The organism is Streptomyces sp. NPDC006743 (assembly GCF_040703815.1).
Classification (GTDB): domain Bacteria; phylum Actinomycetota; class Actinomycetes; order Streptomycetales; family Streptomycetaceae; genus Streptomyces.
Genome location: NZ_JBEYJA010000007.1, coordinates 79738 through 98225, shown reverse-complemented (window position 1 = coordinate 98225; position 18488 = coordinate 79738). Strand labels below are relative to the sequence as shown.

The window sequence follows — 18488 nt, the reverse complement described above, 5'->3', positions numbered from 1 at the left end:
CGCCCGTCGTCGGTGACCGGGCAGGGCGGTCAGTCGGTGACGGTGAGCACGAGCTTGCCGCGGGTGCGTCCGGCCTCGCCGCGGGTGTGCGCCTCGGCGACCGCTTCGAGGGGGAAGGTCTCCTCCACCTCCACGGCGACACGGCCGGCGTCGATCAGGCCGGCGATCGTCGTGAGCGCGGCACCGTCCGGCTCGACCAGGAAGGCAGTGGCCCGGACGCCGGCCGCTTCGGCGGCCCGGGCCAGTTCCGGGGAGACCCCGGCGGGGACCGCGACCAGCAGACCGCCGGGGCGCAGCACCTTCAGTGAGCGGGTGCCGGTGTGGTCGTGGCCGTCGCCCACCAGGTCGATGACGACGTCGACGCCGGCGGTGGCGTCCTCGAAGCGGGTGGTGGTGTAGTCGATGGTCTCGTCGGCCCCGAGTTCCTTCAGCCAGGTGTGCCGGGCGGCGCCGGCGGTCGCGATCACGTGGGCGCCCCGGTGCCGTGCGAACTGGACCGCGAAGTGGCCGACCCCGCCCGCGGCGGCGGTGACCAGGACCCGCTGGCCGGCCTGGACGTGGGCGGTGTCGACGACGGCCTGCCAGGCGGTGAGCGCGGCCAGGGGCACCGCGGCGGCGTGGACGTGGTCGAGGGCGGCGGGCTTGCGGGCGAACTGCCGGGCCGGGGCGGTCACGTACTCGGCGTAGGCGTTCGCGGCGCGCGGGAACCACGGCATGCCGTACACCTCGTCGCCGGGCTTCAGCGTGGTGACACCGAAGCCGGCCTCCTCCACCACGCCCGACACGTCCCAGCCCAGGGTGAACGGAGGCTCACCGAGCACCCCGGCCATGCCGCCGCCGGCCCGGCTCTTCCAGTCCACCGGGTTGATCCCGGCCGCGTGCACCCGGACCAGCACCTCGGTGGGCAGCGGCACCGGACGCGGCACCCGCTGGACCCGCAGCACCTCCGGACCGCCGAAACCGTCCTGGACCACCGCGCGCATCGTCTCCGCGGACATGTGTCATCTCCTGTGAAGCATCCTGGGGAACGGCCCTTCGCGGCCCTCCCGACGACGTCGATGACGCTATCCCCAGAGATATACTTACCTTCAAGGACCACTACTTCCCATCGGGAAGTTTCCTGGTGAGGAGAGTGAGCATGACGTCCACCTGCCCCAGTGGCCAGCACGCGCACCATGACGTGTACGCCGCTCAGTGCCCGTGCCGCGCCCTGCTCGACCTGCTCGCCAACAAGTGGTCCGCTCTGGCCATCGGCGCTCTGGAAAAGGGGCCTCAGCGCTTCGGAGAACTGCAGCGCAAGCTCCAGGGCGTCAGCCCCAAGGTGCTGACCCAGACCCTGCGCCGTCTGGAGGACTCCGGCATCCTCGACCGCACCGTCTTCCCGGCCGTGCCCCTGCACGTCGAGTACTCCCTCACGCCCCTCGGCCACAGCGCGGCGGTCCCGCTCAACGCGCTCCGCGCCTGGGTGGAGGACAACGTCGACCAGGCCCTGCGGCCCGAGCCCGCCACGTCGTGACGGGGCGGACGGGCCCCGCGGGGCCCTGCCGCCGCAGGCGCCACCGGACGCCGGACCCGGGCAGGAGGGCCTATGCCGTGAAGAGCGCCGCCAGCCGCCGGTAGGAGTCCACCAGTGCCGCACGGTCGTACGTGCTCGTGGTGACCAGGACCTCCTGGGCGCCCGTCTCCTTCAGTACCGTCTCCAGCTCCCGCGCGACCTGCTCGGCCGTGCCGGCGAGGTGGCCGCGCAGGCCGGCCTCGTAGAAACCGCGCTCCTTGGCGGTCATCGCCAGGGAGGCGACGCGCTCGGCCGGCGGCAGCGGCGGGAAGGTGCCGTGGGTGCGGGCGTGGGCCATGGACCACGCCTCCGGGACCAGCAGCCGGCGGGCCTCCTCCTCGGTGGCGGCCACCGCGATCGTGCCGGAGACGACGACATGGGGCTCCGGGGCCCAGGGAGAGGGGCGGAAGGCCGACCGGTACCGGTCGATGCCGCGCAGCATCTTCTCGCGGCCGCGCAGGTCGCCGATGACCATGGGCAGGCCCGCTCGCGCGGCGATCACGGCGCCCTCGCCCATGGCCAGTACGAACGGCGGCACACGCAGCCCCTCGGCGGGACGGGCGTGCGCCCCCGTCGGGGACGTGCCCTCGAACCAGCCGAGCAGTTCGGCCAGCTGGGCCGCGAAGTCCTCGGCGTCGTCCTTGTCGCGGCCCAGCGCCCGGCGTACGCCGTCGGTGAAGCCGACGGAGCGGCCGAGGCCCATGTCGACGCGGCCGGGGAACAGCGACTCCAGCACCCCGAACTGTTCGGCCACGACCAGCGGACGGTGGTTGGGGAGCATGACGCCGCCCGTGCCGACCCGGATCGTGCGGGTGGCGGCCGCCACGGCGGCGGCCAGCACGGTCGGCGCGGATCCGGCGACCCCGGGCACGCCGTGGTGCTCCGAGACCCAGAACCGGTGGTAACCGAGCCGCTCCGCCTCCTCGGCCAGACGCACGGTGTCCCGCAGGGCCTCGGCGGCCGGACGGCCCTCCCGGGTGCGGGAGCGGTCCAGGACGGAGAAACGGGTGGACTCGATCAAGGCACTCACACCCGGTTCAACGCGGGACGGCGCCCATGATTCCCGTGGGGGCGGACCCGGGCTGGCCGCCCCGCACAGAAGGCCCGGCTCGGACGGGTGTGCTCAGACAGGTGGGGCGGAGGGCTCCGGGCCCCAGTACTCCGGGCCGACCCCGCGCCAGTCGATGAGCGGGGAGACCGAGACCTCCACCGGGTCGACGTCGAGGCCGGCGCGGCGCAGGAACTCGGCGACGTCCGCGACGCTGTACGCCAGCCCCAGGATCTCGCCGTTGACGCGGACGCGCCGGCCGCCCGTGGGGGAGGGCGGGTGCACGGTCACGGGCAGTGCTCCGGACATGTACCCAGCATCGGGTGCGGGACCCCGCACCGCATCCGGACCGCCCCGCCCGGCCGCTCCAGGCTCCCTGCGGCGGCCCGTGCCGGACGGGAGCCAGTGCCTCCCCCTCGCACCGGGCCGGGCCCGGATCCGGACGGCAGGCCCTAGGGTGGTCCGCGTGACGGACACCAGCAAGCGGCCCCTCGCCGTGTTCGACCTGGACAACACCCTGGCCGACACGGCGCACCGGCAGCGTTTCCTGCAGCGGCGGCCCCGCGCCTGGGACGCCTTCTTCGCCGCCGCGCCCCAGGACCCGCCGATCACCGAGGGCGTACGGCTGGCCCGGGACAGCGCGGTGGAGTGCGAGGTCGTCTACCTCACCGGGCGGCCCGAGCGGTGCCGTCAGGACACGCTCGACTGGCTCGCCGCCCACGAACTGCCCGAGGGCCGCGTGCACATGCGGCCCGACGGCGACCGCAGGCCCGCCCGGATCACCAAGCTGGAGATCCTGCGGCGGCTCGCCGGGGACCGCGAGATCCGGGTGCTCGTGGACGACGACGAGCTGGTGTGCGAGGACGCCGAACGGGCGGGGTTCCGTGTCCTGCGCGCCCGCTGGACGGCTCCCTCGCCCGAGCTGGCGCAGGCGCAGGAGCGGGAGGGGCGGACCTGAGAGGGAGCGGGAGCGGTCCCGGCCCGCGTCCCCGGTCCGGAGGTGCCGGCCGGCTTCAGCCCGCGTCCTCGGTCCGGAGGTGCCGGTGGCCTCGGCCCGCGTGCTCGGTCCGGGGGTACCGGCCGGCCTCAGCCCGCGTCCTCGGTCCCAGGTGCCGGCCTCAGCCCGCTTCCTCGATGCGGAAGCCGACCTTCAGGCCCACCTGGTAGTGCTCGATCCGGCCGTTCTCGATCTGGCCCCGGACCTGGGTGACCTCGAACCAGTCCAGGTTGCGCACGGTCTGGGACGCGCGGGTGATGGCGTTGCGGATGGCGTCGTCGACCCCCTGGTGCGAACTGCCGACGATCTCGGTGACCCGGTAAACGTGGTCGGTCATGGTGCGGGTGCTCCTCTCGCGGGCGGCGCCGCGGGGCGCCGGACGACGGGATGTCACGTCGGACGGTGACGCACCGTGGGGGTCGCGTCACACGTCACTCCACGGTGCCGTATCCGGGGCCCGCGCGCGAGATGTGCGGATCGTGACCGGACGGACACTTGACCTCCGTATTGGTCCATACCAAAATCCCAGCACGCCCGTACGAGCCCGCGGCTCGGCCCCCCACGTCGGGATCTTTCCTGTGCACCTGACAGAACTGGACCCCTCGTGAGACGTCGCCTCCTCGCCCTCGTCTGTGTGTCCGCCGCGCTGGTCAGCGCCTGCGGAGCGCTGCCCGGCAGCACCGGCGGGCGGCAGACCGTCACCGTCTGGCTGATGAAGGACAGTGCCTCGCAGGACTTCCTGCACCGCTTCACCGAGGACTTCGAGCGCGGCCACAAGGACCTGCGCCTCGACATCCGCATCCAGGAATGGACCGGCATCGGCCCGAAGGTGCAGGCCGCCCTCTCGGGCGACGGGAAGGGCGGACCGGACGTCATCGAGGTCGGCAACACCCAGGTCGCCCAGTACGTCGAGGGCGGCCGGCTCACCAACCTGACCCTGGAGTCGATGCGTGACTGGGGCATGCGGGACTGGGTGCCGGGTCTGGCCGAGCCGGGCCAGGACAACTCCGCCCAGTACGGCATCCCGTGGTACGCGGCCAACCGTGTCGTCGTCTACCGCAAGGACCTCTTCGAGCAGGCCGGCGTCACGACCCCGCCGCGCACCCGCGCCGAGTGGCTCGCCGCCACCGAGAAGCTCGACAAGGGCGGCAACCAGGGCATCTACCTGGCGGGTCAGGACTGGTACACGCTCTCCGGGTTCATCTGGGACGAGGGCGGCGACCTCGCCAAGGAGAGCGCCAACGTCTGGAAGGGCACCCTGGACACGCCGGCCGCCCTGCGCGGGATGGACTTCTACCAGCGGCTGCAGGCGCTCGGCGACGGTCCCGCGGGCTCCGACGAGGAACACCCGCCGCAGGCCGGGGTGTTCGCCGCCGGCAAGGTCGCGCAGATCGTGGCCGTGCCCGGTGTCGCGCAGGCCGTCGTGCGGCAGAACCCCGGCCTGCGGGGCAAGCTGGGGTTCTTCCCGGTGCCGGGGAAGACCGCCGCACGGCCCGGCGCCGTCTTCACCGGCGGCTCCGACCTCATCGTGCCGCGCAACACCGGCGACCGGGACGCGGCGGTCGCGGTCGTCGCCGCCCTCACCGGCGCGAAGTGGGACACCGAGCTGGCCCGCACCATGAACTACGTCCCCAACAAGACGACGCTCGCCTCGGCGGTCGCCGGGGAGGAGGGGGTCGCGGCCATGGCGGCGGGCGCCGCGCACGGCCGGGCGACCCCCAGCACCCCGCAGTGGGCCGCCGTGGAGGCCGACAACCCGATCAAGCGGTACATGACGAAGGTGCTCGACGGCGGCGACCCGCGCACGGAGGCCCGCCGCGCCTCCCGGCGGATCACCGAACAACTGGCACCTGGCCTGGGCTGAGCCCCCGGCCTGGATCGACCGCCGGCCTGGACCCCTGCGCCGGGCCTGGGCCGTGTGCGGGCCGAGCCCCTCGTTCCCGGCTTCGGGCCGTCGCGGCGGGGCGGCCCCGGCCGGGTGGCGGGCCCGGGCCAGGCGGTCGGCTCGGCCCCGCGTACGGGGCTCAGCGCGGCACGTTCACCGCACCACGCTGAGCGACAGCGCGAAGCGCCCTGCGGCGTCCGTCCACCACCGGGTCAGCTCCAGCCCGGCAGCGGCCAGTTCCGCGCTCACCCCCTCCCGGCGGAACTTCGCCGAGACCTCGGTGCGCAGGTCCTCGCCCGCGGCGAAGTCGACGGCGAGATCGAGGGCGGGCACCTTCACGGTCTGCGCGGTACGGGAGCGCAGCCGCATCTCGATCCACTCGTCGTCCGGGTTCCACAGCGCGACGTGGTCGAAGGCGTCCGGGTCGAAGTCGGCGCCCAGTTCGCGGTCGACGACGGCGAGGACGTTCTTGTTGAACGCGGCGGTCACCCCGGCCGCGTCGTCGTACGCCCGCACCAGCACCTCCTCGTCCTTGACCAGGTCGGTGCCGAGGAGCAGCGCGTCACCGGGGGAGAGCAGCGCGCGCACGCCGGCCAGGAACTCCGCGCGTTCGTCGGGCAGCAGGTTGCCGATGGTGCCGCCGAGGAACGCCAGCAGCCTCGGGCCGGGGACCTCGGGCAGGGTGAGCCCGGCGGTGAAGTCGGCGATCAGCGCGTGCACGGCCAGGCCGGGGCGTTCGGCGGTCAGCGCCCGTCCGGCCTGGCGCAGCGCGCTCTCGCTCACGTCGACGGGGACGTAGGTGTGCAGGCCGGTGAGGGCGTCGATGAGGTAGCGGGTCTTCTGCGAGGAGCCGGAGCCCAGTTCGACCAGGGTGCGGGCGGGCAGGGCGGCGGCGATCTCGGCGGCCCGGCCGGCGAGGATCTCGCGTTCGGCGCGGGTCGGGTAGTACTCGGCGAGTCCGGTGATCCGCTCGAACAGATCACTGCCGTGCGCGTCGTAGAACCACTTCGGCGGCAGGGCCTTCGGGTCGCTGGTCAGCCCGTGCCGGACGTCGGCGCGCAGCGCGGCCGCCATGGCGTCCTCGGGCAGGATGCGGGTGACGTGGAACGGGCTCACGTGCGGGGCTCCTCGGGGGGTGCGGATGCCAGGTCCTCGGCGGAGTTCTTGACGGTGAGGTCCTTGAGCGGGGTCAGCAGGACGTCCGTGCGGTGCGCCGCCAGCAGCGTGCGGTCGGGCACGCGGCGCCAGCGCGGATCGTCGTCGTAGGGCTCGGAGGCCACCACCACCGACCCGGGCCCGGGTGCGGCGAGGTACCACAGGGTGTCGCCCCAGGCGGTCGCGGTGATCGTGTCGCCGTCGGTGAGCAGCAGGTTGAGCCGGGAGCCGGGCGCCGCCGCGGCCACCTCCAGCACCGTGTCGGCGAGCGCCTGGGCGGGGGTGTCGCCGGCGCGCAGCCTGGCCAGCACCAGCGCCCACACGAGGGCGGAGTCGTTGCGGGCCTCCAGTGCGAGCAGGTCCTCGGGCGGCAGCGTCCGGGCCGGCCCGGCGAGCGAGCCGGGCCAGCCGGTCACGGCGCCGTTGTGGCTGAACAGCCACCGGCCCGCGGCGAACGGGGCCGCCGCGGCCTCCGCGTCCGCGCCCGAAAGGGTCGCGTCGCGCACCGCGGCGAGCAGGGCCCCGGTCCGCACGACCCGGGCGAGGTCGGCGAAGGACAGGTCGGCCCAGACGGGTCCGGCCCGGCGGTAGCGGGCGGGCACGGGGTCACCGGCGGCGTACCAGCCGACGCCGAAACCGTCGGCGTTGACCGTGCCGTACCGCTGCTGCCGGGGCGCCCAGGACTGGCGGTACAGGCTGTGCGGCGGCTCCGTCAGGACGCGGCCGATCGGCTCCTCGGGGCCCAGCCGGGCCAGATGACGGCACATCAGGACTCTCCGGGCCGGGCCGAGCGGGCGGTGCGGAAGCCGGAGAAGATCTGCCGCCTGACCGGGTAGTCCCAGTTGCGGAAGGTGCCCCGGCAGGCCACCGGGTCCACGGCGAACGAGCCGCCGCGCAGCACCTTGTACTCCGGCCCGAAGAACACCTCGGAGTACTCCTTGTACGGGAACGCCGCGAATCCCGGGTACGGGAGGAAGTCGCTCGCCGTCCACTCCCACACGTCACCGATCAACTGCCGTACTCCCAGCGGTGATTCACCGTCGGGGTAGCTGCCCGCCGGGGCCGGGCGCAGGTGCCGCTGGCCCAGGTTGGCGTGTGCGGGCGAGGGGTCCGCGTCCCCCCACGGGTAGCGGGCCGAGCGGCCGGTGGCCGGGTCGTGCCGCGCGGCCTTCTCCCACTCGGCCTCGGTGGGCAGCCGCCGTCCGGCCCAGCGGGCGTAGGCGTCGGCCTCGTACCAGCTCACGTGCAGCACCGGCTCGCCGGGAGGTACGGCCTCGGTGGCGCCGAAGTGCCGCCGCAGCCACTGCCCGCCCTCGCGCCGCCAGAACAGCGGCGCGGTGATGCCCTGGCGCCGGATGTGGTCCCAGCCCGCGGGCGCCCACCAGCGCGCGTCGTCGTATCCGCCGTCCTCCACGAACGCCTGGTACGCGCCGTTGGTCACCGGGGTGGTGTCGATCCAGAACGGCGCCACCTCGCGTACGTGCGCGGGCCGTTCGTTGTCCAGCGCCCACGGCTCGGTGGAGGTGCCCATGGTGAACGGACCACCGGGCACGAGGACTTCGGGCGGGCCGGTGAACGGGGGTACCGGTTCGGGGTCGGGCGCGGTCAGGGCGCGCGGGCCCCGGCGCAGCTGATGCGTGATCAGCATCGTCTCGTCGTGCTGCTGTTCGTGCTGGGCGATCATGCCGAAGGCGAAGCCCGCCTCGGTGAGCCGGGTCCCGTGGAAGGCGGCGGACTCCAGCACGTCCAGCACCCTGCCGCGCACCTCGGACGCGTACGCGCGGGCCTCGGCGGGTGCCAGCAGCGGCAGCGAGGGGCGTTCGGAACGCGGGTGTTCGAAGGCGTCGTAGAGGCTGTCGATCTCCGGGCGCATCGCCTCCCGCCCGGCGACCGTGCGCAGCAGCCACAGCTCCTCCTGGTTGCCGATGTGCGCGAGGTCCCACACCAGCGGGGACATCAGCGGGGAGTGCTGAGCGGTCAGGTCGGGCTCCTCCACGCAGCTGGTCAGCAGCGTGGTGCGCTCCCGGGCGGTGGTGAGCGAGGTCAGGGCGCGGGCGCGCAGCGCCTCGGGGTCGGTTCCGGCGCCGGGCGTCGGACCGGGCGCCGCAGCGGGCGCGGGGTCGAGCGCGGGGTCGGTCATGAGCTGAGGTCCTTCCCGTGGGTGCGGCGGTCCCGGCCGTCCAGCCGGTCGAGCAGGTCGTCGGCGGGGCAGCGGCCCTTGCGGACGTAGTGGTCCAGGTGCGTGCTGACGGCGTCCTGGACCGCGGCGGTGGCACCGAGCCGGGGCAGGGCCGCCAGGGCGGCCTCGAAGCAGGTGACCGCCACGTCGCGCAACTCGGGGTCGGCGAGCCCGGAGCGGGCCGCCTCGATCCAGAGCGGATTGTGCGGCGCGGGCCGGCCCATGGTCCGCTCGGCGAGCGGTTTCACGGCCCGGTACGCGCTCTCGGCGGCCTCCGGGTCGTCGAAGAGCGCCGCCGTCACCGCGAGCGGCACGATCCATCCGTCGTCCCCGGGCTGCGCGTCGATCATGCGCAGTTCCAGGTGGCCGCGCGGCCTGACGGGCGGGAACAGGGTGGTGAGGTGGTAGTCGAGATCCTCCCGGGACGGCCGTCTCGGGAGGCCGGAGCGTATCCACTCCCGGAAGCTCAGCCCCTCGGGCACGTGCCACGGACCGTCGTCACGCCGTACGCACATCACCGGCGCGTCCAGGACGTGCCGGGCCCAGGCGGTGCGGGGGGAGCCGTCCAGCGGCGGTGCGCCCGCCCGGCCCGGGCCGATCTCCGTCCACAGCAACTGGCGGGTGGAGCGCCACCCGGTGGGCCGGTTCCCGAGCAGCGGGGAGTTCGCGAACGCGGCCACCAGGACCGCGCCGAGCTGGTGCGCGAGCCACCAGCGCCGCACGTGGCCGAGCGGCCCCGGCTCCTCGTGGCCGGCGTCCAGGCACACCTGGACGGAGGCGGAGGTGCACATCATGTGCCGGCCGGCCGGGCCGCCGCGGTCCAGGCAGGCCTCCAGGGCGTCGTAACGCCGCTCCCGCAGGAACCTGCGGGGGGTGTGCCAGGGGTCGTGACCGAGGCCGACCAGGCACAGCCCGTCCCCGGCCAGTACGGCACGGACGCGGGCGAGGTCGGCGGAGACGGTGCCGACGCACTCCGTCAGGGAGGCGGCGGGCGGCGAGCTGAGTTCCAGCTGGCCGCCGGGTTCGACGGTGAGCGCCGATCCCAGGGGCACGGTCCGCAGGGCGGCGTAGGCCGCTTCGAGACGTTCGGGGGTCACCGGGAGCCGCGGCGCGCGCAGCTCGTGGACCAGCCATTCCACTTCGACGCCGACGGTACGGGGCGGTCCGGTCTTGAAGCAGATGCCACTGACCAGAGCCTCGACCTCGGCTTCGGTGACGGCGGTACGGGGCTCCGTACAGCCACTTGCCGAATCGGACATGTCGGGATCCTCCTGAGATTCCACCATGCCACCGGCCCGGGTTCCGTGGTCCGGGACGGGGTCGCACCGTCCCCACCCAAAACCCTCTGGCCGATTCGCACAAGGGTGCAGAACGGGACAATCGTGCCCTGAAATCTCCGTTTCCGCGATGTTTCCCGCGGCTTCACGGCGCCTGCCCACGGATCACGAGGGCGGCTTCGGCGGCTCCCGGAAGCGGAAACTCCGTTGCACCCGGGCCCGCGGATCGCCCACGATGCGTGCATGAACACGGGGGACGCCGCGCGGTGCGCGGTCACGGCGCCCACGGGGGTGGCGCCATGAGCGCGCGCCTGCGCGGCATCGCACAGCAGACCGAACAGATCGTGATGGCCGGGGTCTATCGCCGGGAGGACGGGCGCGAGGTGCGCCTGGCGGCGGCCGTCGAGGCCGCCCGGGCCGGGACGCGCATGAGCGGGCCCGGTCCGGTGCCCGTACCGCCCTGGGCACCGGCCGAGACCTCCTTCGAGGTCACGGGGGAGAGCAGCCTGGAGGCCGCCCGGCGGCTCGGCGGGCCGGTGGCCGTCCTCAACTTCGCCTCGGCGCGCAATCCCGGCGGCGGCTACCTCAACGGCGCACAGGCCCAGGAAGAGGCCCTGTGCCGTGCCTCGGCGCTGTACACGTGTCTGCTCGAGGCCAGGGAGTTCTACGAGCACCACCGCGCACACCGCGATCCGTTCTACTCCGACCGGGTGATCCACTCACCGGCCGTCCCCGTCTTCCGTGACGACCGCGGCCGGCTTCTGGACGAGCCGTACACCGCCGGTTTCCTGACCGCCGCCGCCCCGAACGCCGGGGTGGTGCTGCGGGACGCGCCCGAGCGGGCCGCCCGGCTGCCGGACGCCCTGGCCGTCCGCGCCGAGCGGGTGCTGGAGACGGCCGCCGCCCACGGCTACCGGCACCTGGTGCTCGGCGCGTGGGGATGCGGGGTGTTCCGCAACGACCCCGCGCAGGTGGCGGGCGCCTTCCGGGCGCTCCTGGGGCCGGGCGGGCGGTTCTCGGACGCCTTCGAGCACGTGGTGTTCGGGGTGCTGGACCGGACGCCGGGAAACGTCGTCCGGGCGGCCTTCGCGCGCGCTTTCTCCTAGGGCGTGTTTCGAAAGTCCCGCCTGCCCCGCGGCGCCTGGCACGCGCGCTCGCCGCGTTGTCGGGATCGTCCACGTACGCCCAGTACGAGGACGACCCTCCGCCTTGCGATCACACGCACCAGACGCCGCGGGGCCCGCCCTTCGGGCGGACGGCGCCACTTTCGAAACACCCCCTAGCGGGCGCCGGCGTACCCCACCACTTCGATCCGCAGTTCTCGGAGCTGCGGCCGCCGGGAGGTGGCCGCCACCGCCGCCCCCCGCGGCTTCGGTGCCGTCGTGCGCCGGCGCGTACCCGGGGCGCCCCTCAGTGGCGCCGACCTCTCCCCGGTATCCTGACCTCCCGTCAGGATCCCTCTTTCCGTGACCGGATCCGCATGCCGGGACGCCGCCGGTGCAGCGTCAGGTAGACGAGCCCGTCCGGGCCGGCGCCGAGGCTGCGCGTCGAACCGTGCGGCAGCCAGACGGTGGCGCCCTCGGTCAGTTCCCGGCGTTCGTCCCGCGGGCCCGCGCCGAGCGTCCCGCCGCCGGAGACGACGTACACCAGCACGTCCAGGTCCGGTTCGGCGTGCGGTGCGACCCGCGCGCCCGGTGCGAGGCGGACCAGATTGGCGTCGAGCTGACGTCCGCTCTCCGCCAGCTTCCACAGCACGCCCGCCGCTGCCGATGGATCCCCGGCCAGCGCGCGGGCGTCGCACAGCAGGCGCGGCTCGGGCGGCCCGGCCCCGTCCGGACCGGTGTCGTGCGCGGCGGACGACGCCATGGTGCACCCCTCTTCCCTGTGGCTCCGATGCATCGCCTACGATTGTTCCATGGTCGACTCGTAAAAAATATCCGCAGGTGGGAAGGGGTGATCGGAGTGTCCGAGAGGCGGCGCAACCCTCGTCGGCGCGAGGTGCTGGACGTGCTGCGCTCGGCCCCCGGGCCGCTGGGTGCCGCGGAGGCCGCCGAGCGGATCGGGGTCCACCCCAACACGGTGCGATTCCACCTGGACGCCCTGGTGGCCGAGGGGCTGGCCGAACGGCGGGCCGAGGACATGGACGGCTCGGGACGCCGGCGCCCGGGTCCCGGACGTCCCCGCACGGTGTACGCCGCCCGGCCCGGAATGGACCGCGGCGGCGCCCGCGGCTACGGTCTGCTGGCGCGGATGCTGCTGGACGAACTGGCCGCGCGCGGGCCCGATGCGCGGACCGCCGCCGTCGAGACGGGCCGCGCATGGGGCCGCCGTCTCGCGAAGTCCCCGCCGCCTTTGCCGCCCCTCTCGCAGCCGGGCACCCCACCGCTCCCGTCCGCGACGCGGCCGGCGGCCGTGGACCCCGCGGACGCGGAGGCGGCTGCGCGGCCGGCGGGAGAGGGGCCGACGGCAGCGGGGCCGTTGGACCGGCTGGTCGGCCTGCTCGACGACCTCGGTTTCGACCCGGCCCCCGAGGGAGGCGGCCAGGGCGGCATGCCGGAACGGATCCGACTGCGCCACTGCCCCTTCCTGGAACTGGCCGAGGAGTACGGCCAGTTGGTGTGCCCGCTGCATCTGGGGCTGATGCAGGGCGCGTCGGCTGAGCTGGACGCCCCGCTGACCGCGAGCGGCCTGGAGCCGTTCGCCACCCCCGACTCCTGTCTGGCGCACCTGGCCGCCCCCGCGACCGCCGGGACGCCCGCCGGATGACGTGAACAGGGCCGGGTCCCCGCGGCCCCGGCGGAGAACGGCCCGGGCCCGTCCGCCCGGACAGAAAGGCAGCACATCGATGAACACCACGTCGGCCGCGACGGCGAGCGCGGTCACCTTCGTCTGGCTCGGCATGGTGCTGGGCATCTCCTTCCTGGAGGCTCCGCTGAAGTTCCGCGCCCCGGGCGTGACCATTCCCATCGGACTGGGCATCGGCCGCATGGTCTTCCGGGCCCTGAACCTGGTGGAGGCCGCGCTGGCCGTCGTGGTGATCGCCGCGGTGGCCCTGGGCGGCCCCCCGGCTCCGGTCACCGCCCTGACCGCGGCCGTCGCCGTCCTCCTGCTGGTGCAGCTGGTCCTCGTCCGCCCCCGGCTGAACCGCAGGTCCGACCGGGTCCTGTCCGGCGCGGAGGCGGTGGACGGCCCCCGGTCGCACGACCACCTGGTCTATGTGGCTCTGGAGATCGTCAAGGTCGCCGTCCTGATCACCCTGGGAATCGTGCTGCTGACGGCCTGACGGCCTGACGGCCTGACGGCCTGACGGCGTGGGCGCCTGGCGGTGTGTCAGGCGCGGCTCGCGCATGCTTCGGAGGGGCGCCGAAGGGGTAGGTGCTCGCCCTGGCGCCCGTGCGGTGCCGGTGCCGGACGCGGTGGGCGAGGGGGAGTTCATGAGCGGGGAACTGGTGCGCTTCGACCTGGGCGGGGGAACCGCCGGGGTCTACGTCGAGATGGCGGACGACGACCCCGGGGTCGAGCGCGCCCGGCGGCGCGTCGGCGGCACCCGGCAGGAGGCGGTGGACGGGTTCGAGGCCGGCCTCGACCAGATCCGGGACGTGGCCGGCCGCACCCTGCGGCGGATCACCGCGATGCCGTCCCCGCCGTCCACCGTGGAGCTGGAGTTCGGGGTGAAGTTCAGCGTGGAGGCGGGTGCGGTCATCGCACGGACGGGCGTCGAGGGGCACGTGAAGGTCAAGGTGGTCTGGGAGCGGACCACCCCCGGACACCGGCTGCCGCAGGACGGGGACGACGGCGGCGACCAGGGCGGGGGCGGAGGAGAGGGCACGGGCGCGGTCGGCGGTCCGGACACCGGACCGGGTACGGGCGCCGGTGACAGCCCGGCGCCGGGCGTCAGTGGGACATCGGGTCCGTCGACGTGACCGCCACGGGATCCGCGTCCGGTGGCTCCCGGCGCACGGGAGCCACCACCGTGCGCTGGGCCGGAGCCGCCACGTCCACCGGGGGCACCGGATCCTTCACCAGGTCCGGCACGTCACCGACGCGCTCCAGCTGGCTGCGGTACAGGGTCGTGCCGCCGGTGACGGCCTGCGCGCACAGCACGGCCAGGATGCCGGGCCCGAGCAGCGCGGCGTCCCCGAGCATCTCCGCCACCATCACCAGCACACCGAGCGGAGCGTGGGCCACCGAGCCCAGACAGGCCGCCATGCCGACCGCCACCGGGACCAGCGGACTGTGCGGGGCGATGCCCAGCGGCTCGGCCAGCCGCCACAGCGCGGCGCCCACCCCCGCGCCCACCACCATGCCGGGCCCGAAGATCCCGCCGGACCCGCCCGACCCCACCGTCAGCGCCGTGGCGACGATCTTCGCCAGGGGCAGCGCGAGGACCACGGCCAGCGGGAGATCCAGCAGCAACTGCCGCTGCGTCACCGCCTCCATGAGGCCGTACCCCGTCCCGAGCACCCCCGGCACCAGCAGCCCGAGCCCGCCCACCAGCAGTGCCCCGACCGTCGGCGCCGCGATCCGGGACAGCGGCCCGCGCGCGCGTGCCTCCACCCGCAGGTGCACCGCGTAGAAGCACGCCGTGTACAGCCGCCCGGCGCCACCCGCCACGACACCCACCACGGCGACCAGCGCGAACTCCCCGGCACCGCTCACCGCCGCGCCCGCGTGGTGGCCCAGTACGGGCGTGAACCCGAAACAGGCGCCGAACGTCAGCCAGCCCGACACGGAGGCGATCAGCGCCTTCGGCAGGACCCGCGCGTCCATGCCCCGCCGGTGCAGCATCTCCGCCCCGAGCAGCGCCCCGCCGAGCGGTGCCCGGAAGATCGCGCCCACCCCCGAGGCCAGCCCGATCACCAGGGCGGTCCGGGCCTGCTCGCGCGACATGCCGGTCCGCCTGGCGATGACGGAACCGAAGGCCGCCGAGATCTGCGCCGCGGGCCCCTCCGTGCCGCCCGAGCCGCCGGAGCCCAGCGTCAGCGCCGACGCCACGAGCTTCACCACCGTCACCCGGCCGCGCATGCCCGCCGGATCGTGGTGGGCCGCCGCGATGGCCGCGTCCGTGCCGTGCCCGCGCGCCTCGGGGGCCAGCCACAGCGCGAACGCGGTGGCGACCAGGGCGCCGCCGCCGGCCACCAGCGGCACCAGCCACGGCCGGTCGGAGCCCTCCAGCTCCAGGAATCCGCCCTCCGCCGTCGTCCGGTAGGGCCGGTAACCGGCCACCGACTCCAGCAGCCAGCCGGTGCACAGGTGGAGCAGCCCGAACAGCGCCGCCGCGCCCAGACCCGCCACCGCGCCGATGAGGACGGCGGGCACCACCCAGCGTGCCTGTGCGTCGTCCGCGCCGTCCGCCGGCAGCAACCGTGCGGCCGAAGACCGTAAGGACCAGCGCCGTGAACGCTCTTCCGTACCGCGCGCCCCCGCTGTCACCCGCATACTCCCGCCACCCGACACCGTTCCCCTCGGCCAGGGTGACGGCCGATGCCGCGCAAGGTCAACCGCGCAGCTCCGAACGGGGGATGACGGAGCATCAGCATACTGACACCCCATCGCACAACCGTCCAATACACCCCAGCGGAACCGGTCGGCCGCGCCCGAATCACGGGCTGACCTGCCTACGTCCCTCTGGTTATCCTCAAAGTCGGATCAACACACAGTCAGCGGCGGTGGCGACAGGGGGCTGAGGCCGATGCCGAGCGGGGCCGGTGAGTGCACGGCGGACATGCCGGATCTGACAGGGCTGCCCCTGGAGGAGATTCTGGAGGGCACCGACTCGGCGCTGTCCGCGGCCCTGAGCCGCGTCCTGCGCCACCTGGCGGGCGAGGAAGCGCCGGTGGCCGCCTACGACTCCGGAGGCGACACCGCCGAGGGCCCGCGCCGACTCACCGACCCCGCCCCGTGACCCCCGCAGGCAGCGCCCCGCACGGCCGGTGGCCCGACGACCTCCTCGACGTCGCCGCCCTGCGCGCCGCCGGAGAACGCCCCCTGCCGTTCCGGGAGTTCGTCGTCAAGGTGCACAGCCGCTGCAACCTCGCCTGCACCTACTGCTACGTGTACGAGGCCGCCGACCGGCACTGGCGGACCCAGCCGCACACCATGTCCCCGGACACGGCGGCACAGGTGTGCCACCGGATCGCCGAACACGCGGCACACCACCGCCCCGGCTCCGTGCGCGTCATCCTCCACGGCGGGGAACCGCTGCTCGCCGGAACCCCCCTGCTGCGCACCCTCAGCCGGACCCTGCGCGCGCGGCTCCCGGCCGGCACCACGGCCGAGGTCGTCGTCCAGACCAACGGCACCCTCCTCGACGACGACGTCCTGCGCATGTGCCACGAGGAGGACATCAAGATCGCCGTCAGCCTCGACGGCACCGCGCGCACCCACGACCGCGCCCGCCGCGACCACGCCGGACGCGGCAGCCACGCCCGGGTCGCCGCCGCCCTGCGCCGCCTCGCCGCCCCCGGCCACCGCGAGGTGTGGGCCGGCATCCTGTGCACCGTCGACATCACCGCCGACCCGCTCGCCACCTACGAGCACCTGCTCTCCTACGACCCGCCCGCGCTGCGCCTGCTGCTGCCGCTGGGCAACTGGACGGCCCGCCCCCCGGGACGCACCGCCGACCCCGGCCACACCCCCTACGGCCAGTGGCTCGCCACCGTCTTCGACCGCTGGTACGGCACGCCCGGACCACCGGTGCGCATCGCGTTCTTCGAGTCGGTCCTCGACCTCCTCCTCGGCGGCGTCACCCGCACCGAGACCATCGGCGGCGCCCCCTGCCAGCTCGCGGTCGTCGACACGGACGGCTCCCTCACCCTCTCCGACCAGCTCAAGTCCGCCTACGAGGGAGCCGACCGCAGCGGCCTGGACGTCCACCGCCACTCCTTCGACGCCCTCCTGGACCACCCCGGCGCCGTGGCCCGCCAGCTCGGTGCCCGCGCCCTGGCCGCCCCCTGCCGCGCCTGCCCGGTCGGCACCGTCTGCGGCGGCGGCCACTACCCGCACCGCTACCGCGCCGACAACGGCTACCTCAACCCCTCCGTCTACTGCCCCGACCTGATGGCCCTGATCCGGCACGTCGCCCACGTCCTGCGCGCCGACCTCGACCGAGCCGCCGGGGCCCGCCGTTGACCTGCGACCACCGGGCCGCCGCGCCCGCGCCCCCGCTGCCCCTGCCCGGCGGCCTGTGGCGCCAGCTCGCCCGCGGCACCCCGGACCGAGCCACCGTGCGCCTGCTGCGCACCGCCCGCGCGAGCCGCAACCTCCTGCTGCTGCGCGCCCTGCACGAGGACCCGCGCGGCGGACCCGGCCGCGCCCGGGCCGTCGCCCTCCTGGCCGCCGTACGCCACCACGCACCCGCCGTCTTCGACGCCCTGATCACGGACCCGGCCACCGGGACCGCGCTGGCCGAGGCCGTGCGCGACGGCCGGCCCGATCCGGTCGGCGCCCTCGCCGCGGCCGCCGGGCACCGCGCCGGCCTCACCTTCCGCCTCGACGTCCCGGTCCACGACGGCACTCTCCGCCTGCCCGGACTCGGCCGCGCCGCCCTGGCCCCCCACACGCGCGCCGCGCGCGTCGCGGGAGGCCCGCACGGCACCACCGTGACCGCCCACGGCCCCGGGACCACCGTCACCGTCACCGTGCCGGACGCCCCCGGGCGGACCGCGCCCGGCTGGGCGCCCCTGCCGCACCTCACCCTCGCGGGCCCCGGCCCGCGCCTGCGCCTGCGCCTCGACTCCCACCCCTCCCTCGACGACCCCGGGCCGCCGCAGGCGGGCGAACTCGCCCGCTGGCGGGAGCGGCTCGGCGCGGCCTGGCGGCACCTCGCCGGCCGCCACCCCGACCGGGCCGACGCGGTGCGCGGCACCGTCCGCGCCGTCGTCCCCCTGCCGCCGCGGGCCCCCGCCGGCACCTCCGGCCGCTGGCTGAGCGCCTCCTTCAGCGACGCCCACGGCCTCGTCGCCCTCGCACCGCTCGACGACCCCGCCGAACTCGCCGCCGCGCTCGTCCACGAGACGCAGCACTCGCTCCTGTACGCGCTGCAGGACCTGACCCGGCTGCTCGACGCCCCGCCCGGCGCCCGCGGCAACGCCCCCTGGAGCGAACGGCCCCGGCCGCCCTCGGCCCTGCTCCAGGGCGCCTCGGCGTTCTGCGTGACCGCCGCGTTCTGGCGCACCGAGGCGGCCCTGGGCGACCGGGCCGCCCACGCGCCCTACGAGCGGTGGCGGCGCACCGCCCGCCGCGCCGCCGACGAGCTGCAACGCGGCGACTGGCTCACCGAGAACGGACACCTGCTCCTGCGCGCCCTGCGCGACGTCCTCGCCGAGTGGGACGACGCACCGCCGTGACCCGGGCCGCGCCCGGGGAGGCCAGGCGCCCCCGGGCCGGCGGG

The 18488-nt window shown here is 75.0% G+C and carries 20 protein-coding genes; 10 read left to right on the top strand and 10 right to left on the bottom strand.

All coding sequences use genetic code 11. From position 1 onward, the window contains the following. Positions 1-29: 29 nt before the first annotated feature. The gene (locus tag ABZ719_RS08815) at positions 30-998 is read right to left on the bottom strand and encodes an NADP-dependent oxidoreductase (RefSeq protein ID WP_366724501.1); all 969 of its coding nucleotides are present in this window, start codon (positions 996-998) and stop codon (positions 30-32) included. Positions 999-1138: 140 nt separating this feature from the next. Here ABZ719_RS08815 and ABZ719_RS08810 point away from each other — a divergent pair, with 140 nt between their 5' ends. Then, positions 1139-1516: a helix-turn-helix domain-containing protein gene (locus ABZ719_RS08810; protein ID WP_366724500.1), complete on the top strand. Its 378-nt coding sequence runs from the start codon at positions 1139-1141 to the stop codon at positions 1514-1516. 70 nt (positions 1517-1586) lie between these two features. Here the strand turns inward: ABZ719_RS08810 and ABZ719_RS08805 are convergent, their stop codons facing one another. Continuing rightward, positions 1587-2585, bottom strand: coding sequence for an LLM class flavin-dependent oxidoreductase (locus tag ABZ719_RS08805; RefSeq protein WP_366724499.1), 999 nt, complete (start codon positions 2583-2585; stop codon positions 1587-1589). Positions 2586-2678: 93 nt separating this feature from the next. Beyond that, on the bottom strand, positions 2679-2912 hold the full coding sequence (locus ABZ719_RS08800) for a hypothetical protein (protein ID WP_366724498.1): 234 nt from the start codon (positions 2910-2912) through the stop codon (positions 2679-2681). A gap of 157 nt (positions 2913-3069) precedes the next feature. Between ABZ719_RS08800 and ABZ719_RS08795 the strand changes: the two genes are divergently transcribed. Then, on the top strand, positions 3070-3561 hold the full coding sequence (locus ABZ719_RS08795) for a hypothetical protein (RefSeq protein ID WP_366724497.1): 492 nt from the start codon (positions 3070-3072) through the stop codon (positions 3559-3561). Positions 3562-3721: 160 nt separating this feature from the next. Here ABZ719_RS08795 and ABZ719_RS08790 read toward each other — a convergent pair whose 3' ends face one another. Beyond that, complete coding sequence (locus ABZ719_RS08790; RefSeq protein WP_366724496.1) at positions 3722-3937, bottom strand: dodecin; 216 nt, start codon at positions 3935-3937, stop codon at positions 3722-3724. Between the two features lie 267 nt (positions 3938-4204). Between ABZ719_RS08790 and ABZ719_RS08785 the strand changes: the two genes are divergently transcribed. Next, on the top strand, positions 4205-5464 hold the full coding sequence (locus ABZ719_RS08785; RefSeq protein WP_366724495.1) for an extracellular solute-binding protein: 1260 nt from the start codon (positions 4205-4207) through the stop codon (positions 5462-5464). 174 nt (positions 5465-5638) lie between these two features. On the opposite strand, the gene egtD is transcribed toward ABZ719_RS08785, so the two are convergent. From egtD to egtA, 4 genes are read right to left on the bottom strand one after another with little or no spacing between them, the layout of a single operon-like run. Further along, positions 5639-6601, bottom strand: a complete 963-nt coding sequence (egtD, locus tag ABZ719_RS08780; RefSeq protein WP_366724494.1) for an L-histidine N(alpha)-methyltransferase — start codon at positions 6599-6601, stop codon at positions 5639-5641. Continuing rightward, positions 6598-7407 carry an ergothioneine biosynthesis protein EgtC gene (gene egtC, locus ABZ719_RS08775; RefSeq protein WP_366724493.1) on the bottom strand — a complete coding sequence of 270 codons (810 nt, stop codon included), beginning with the start codon at positions 7405-7407 and terminating at the stop codon, positions 6598-6600. The genes egtD and egtC overlap by 4 nt, the downstream gene beginning before the upstream one ends. Beyond that, on the bottom strand, positions 7407-8780 hold the full coding sequence (egtB, locus tag ABZ719_RS08770) for an ergothioneine biosynthesis protein EgtB (RefSeq protein WP_366724492.1): 1374 nt from the start codon (positions 8778-8780) through the stop codon (positions 7407-7409). Before egtB ends, egtC begins: the two co-directional genes overlap by 1 nt. Next, complete coding sequence (gene egtA / locus ABZ719_RS08765; RefSeq protein ID WP_366724490.1) at positions 8777-10078, bottom strand: ergothioneine biosynthesis glutamate--cysteine ligase EgtA; 1302 nt, start codon at positions 10076-10078, stop codon at positions 8777-8779. The genes egtB and egtA overlap by 4 nt, the downstream gene beginning before the upstream one ends. Before the next feature lie 317 nt (positions 10079-10395). Here egtA and ABZ719_RS08760 point away from each other — a divergent pair, with 317 nt between their 5' ends. Continuing rightward, a complete protein-coding gene (locus tag ABZ719_RS08760; protein ID WP_366724489.1) occupies positions 10396-11202 on the top strand; it encodes a TIGR02452 family protein in 807 nt (268 codons plus the stop codon). A 343-nt stretch (positions 11203-11545) separates the two neighbouring features. Here ABZ719_RS08760 and ABZ719_RS08755 read toward each other — a convergent pair whose 3' ends face one another. Further along, a complete protein-coding gene (locus tag ABZ719_RS08755; RefSeq protein ID WP_366724488.1) occupies positions 11546-11962 on the bottom strand; it encodes a hypothetical protein in 417 nt (138 codons plus the stop codon). Between the two features lie 87 nt (positions 11963-12049). On the opposite strand from ABZ719_RS08755, the gene ABZ719_RS08750 reads away from it, so the two are divergent. From ABZ719_RS08750 to ABZ719_RS08740, 3 genes are all read left to right on the top strand, one after another. Continuing rightward, on the top strand, positions 12050-12862 hold the full coding sequence (locus tag ABZ719_RS08750) for a helix-turn-helix domain-containing protein (protein ID WP_366724487.1): 813 nt from the start codon (positions 12050-12052) through the stop codon (positions 12860-12862). A 79-nt stretch (positions 12863-12941) separates the two neighbouring features. Next, positions 12942-13379: a hypothetical protein gene (locus ABZ719_RS08745; protein WP_366724486.1), complete on the top strand. Its 438-nt coding sequence runs from the start codon at positions 12942-12944 to the stop codon at positions 13377-13379. A 151-nt stretch (positions 13380-13530) separates the two neighbouring features. Continuing rightward, on the top strand, positions 13531-14019 hold the full coding sequence (locus ABZ719_RS08740; RefSeq protein ID WP_366724485.1) for a CU044_2847 family protein: 489 nt from the start codon (positions 13531-13533) through the stop codon (positions 14017-14019). Here ABZ719_RS08740 and ABZ719_RS08735 read toward each other — a convergent pair. After that, entirely contained in the window at positions 13991-15460 is a 1470-nt protein-coding gene (locus ABZ719_RS08735) for a chloride channel protein (protein WP_366724484.1), read from the bottom strand. The genes ABZ719_RS08740 and ABZ719_RS08735 overlap by 29 nt on opposite strands. A gap of 361 nt (positions 15461-15821) precedes the next feature. Here ABZ719_RS08735 and fxsA point away from each other — a divergent pair, with 361 nt between their 5' ends. The 3 genes from fxsA to ABZ719_RS08720 are packed head-to-tail and all read left to right on the top strand — an operon-like array spanning position 15822 to position 18444. Beyond that, positions 15822-16001, top strand: a complete 180-nt coding sequence (fxsA, locus tag ABZ719_RS08730) for an FxSxx-COOH cyclophane-containing RiPP peptide (protein ID WP_366724483.1) — start codon at positions 15822-15824, stop codon at positions 15999-16001. Further along, positions 15998-17227, top strand: coding sequence for an FxsB family cyclophane-forming radical SAM/SPASM peptide maturase (locus ABZ719_RS08725; RefSeq protein ID WP_366724482.1), 1230 nt, complete (start codon positions 15998-16000; stop codon positions 17225-17227). The genes fxsA and ABZ719_RS08725 overlap by 4 nt, the downstream gene beginning before the upstream one ends. Next, a complete protein-coding gene (locus tag ABZ719_RS08720) occupies positions 17224-18444 on the top strand; it encodes an HEXXH motif-containing putative peptide modification protein (protein ID WP_366724481.1) in 1221 nt (406 codons plus the stop codon). Before ABZ719_RS08725 ends, ABZ719_RS08720 begins: the two co-directional genes overlap by 4 nt. Positions 18445-18488: the final 44 nt, after the last annotated feature.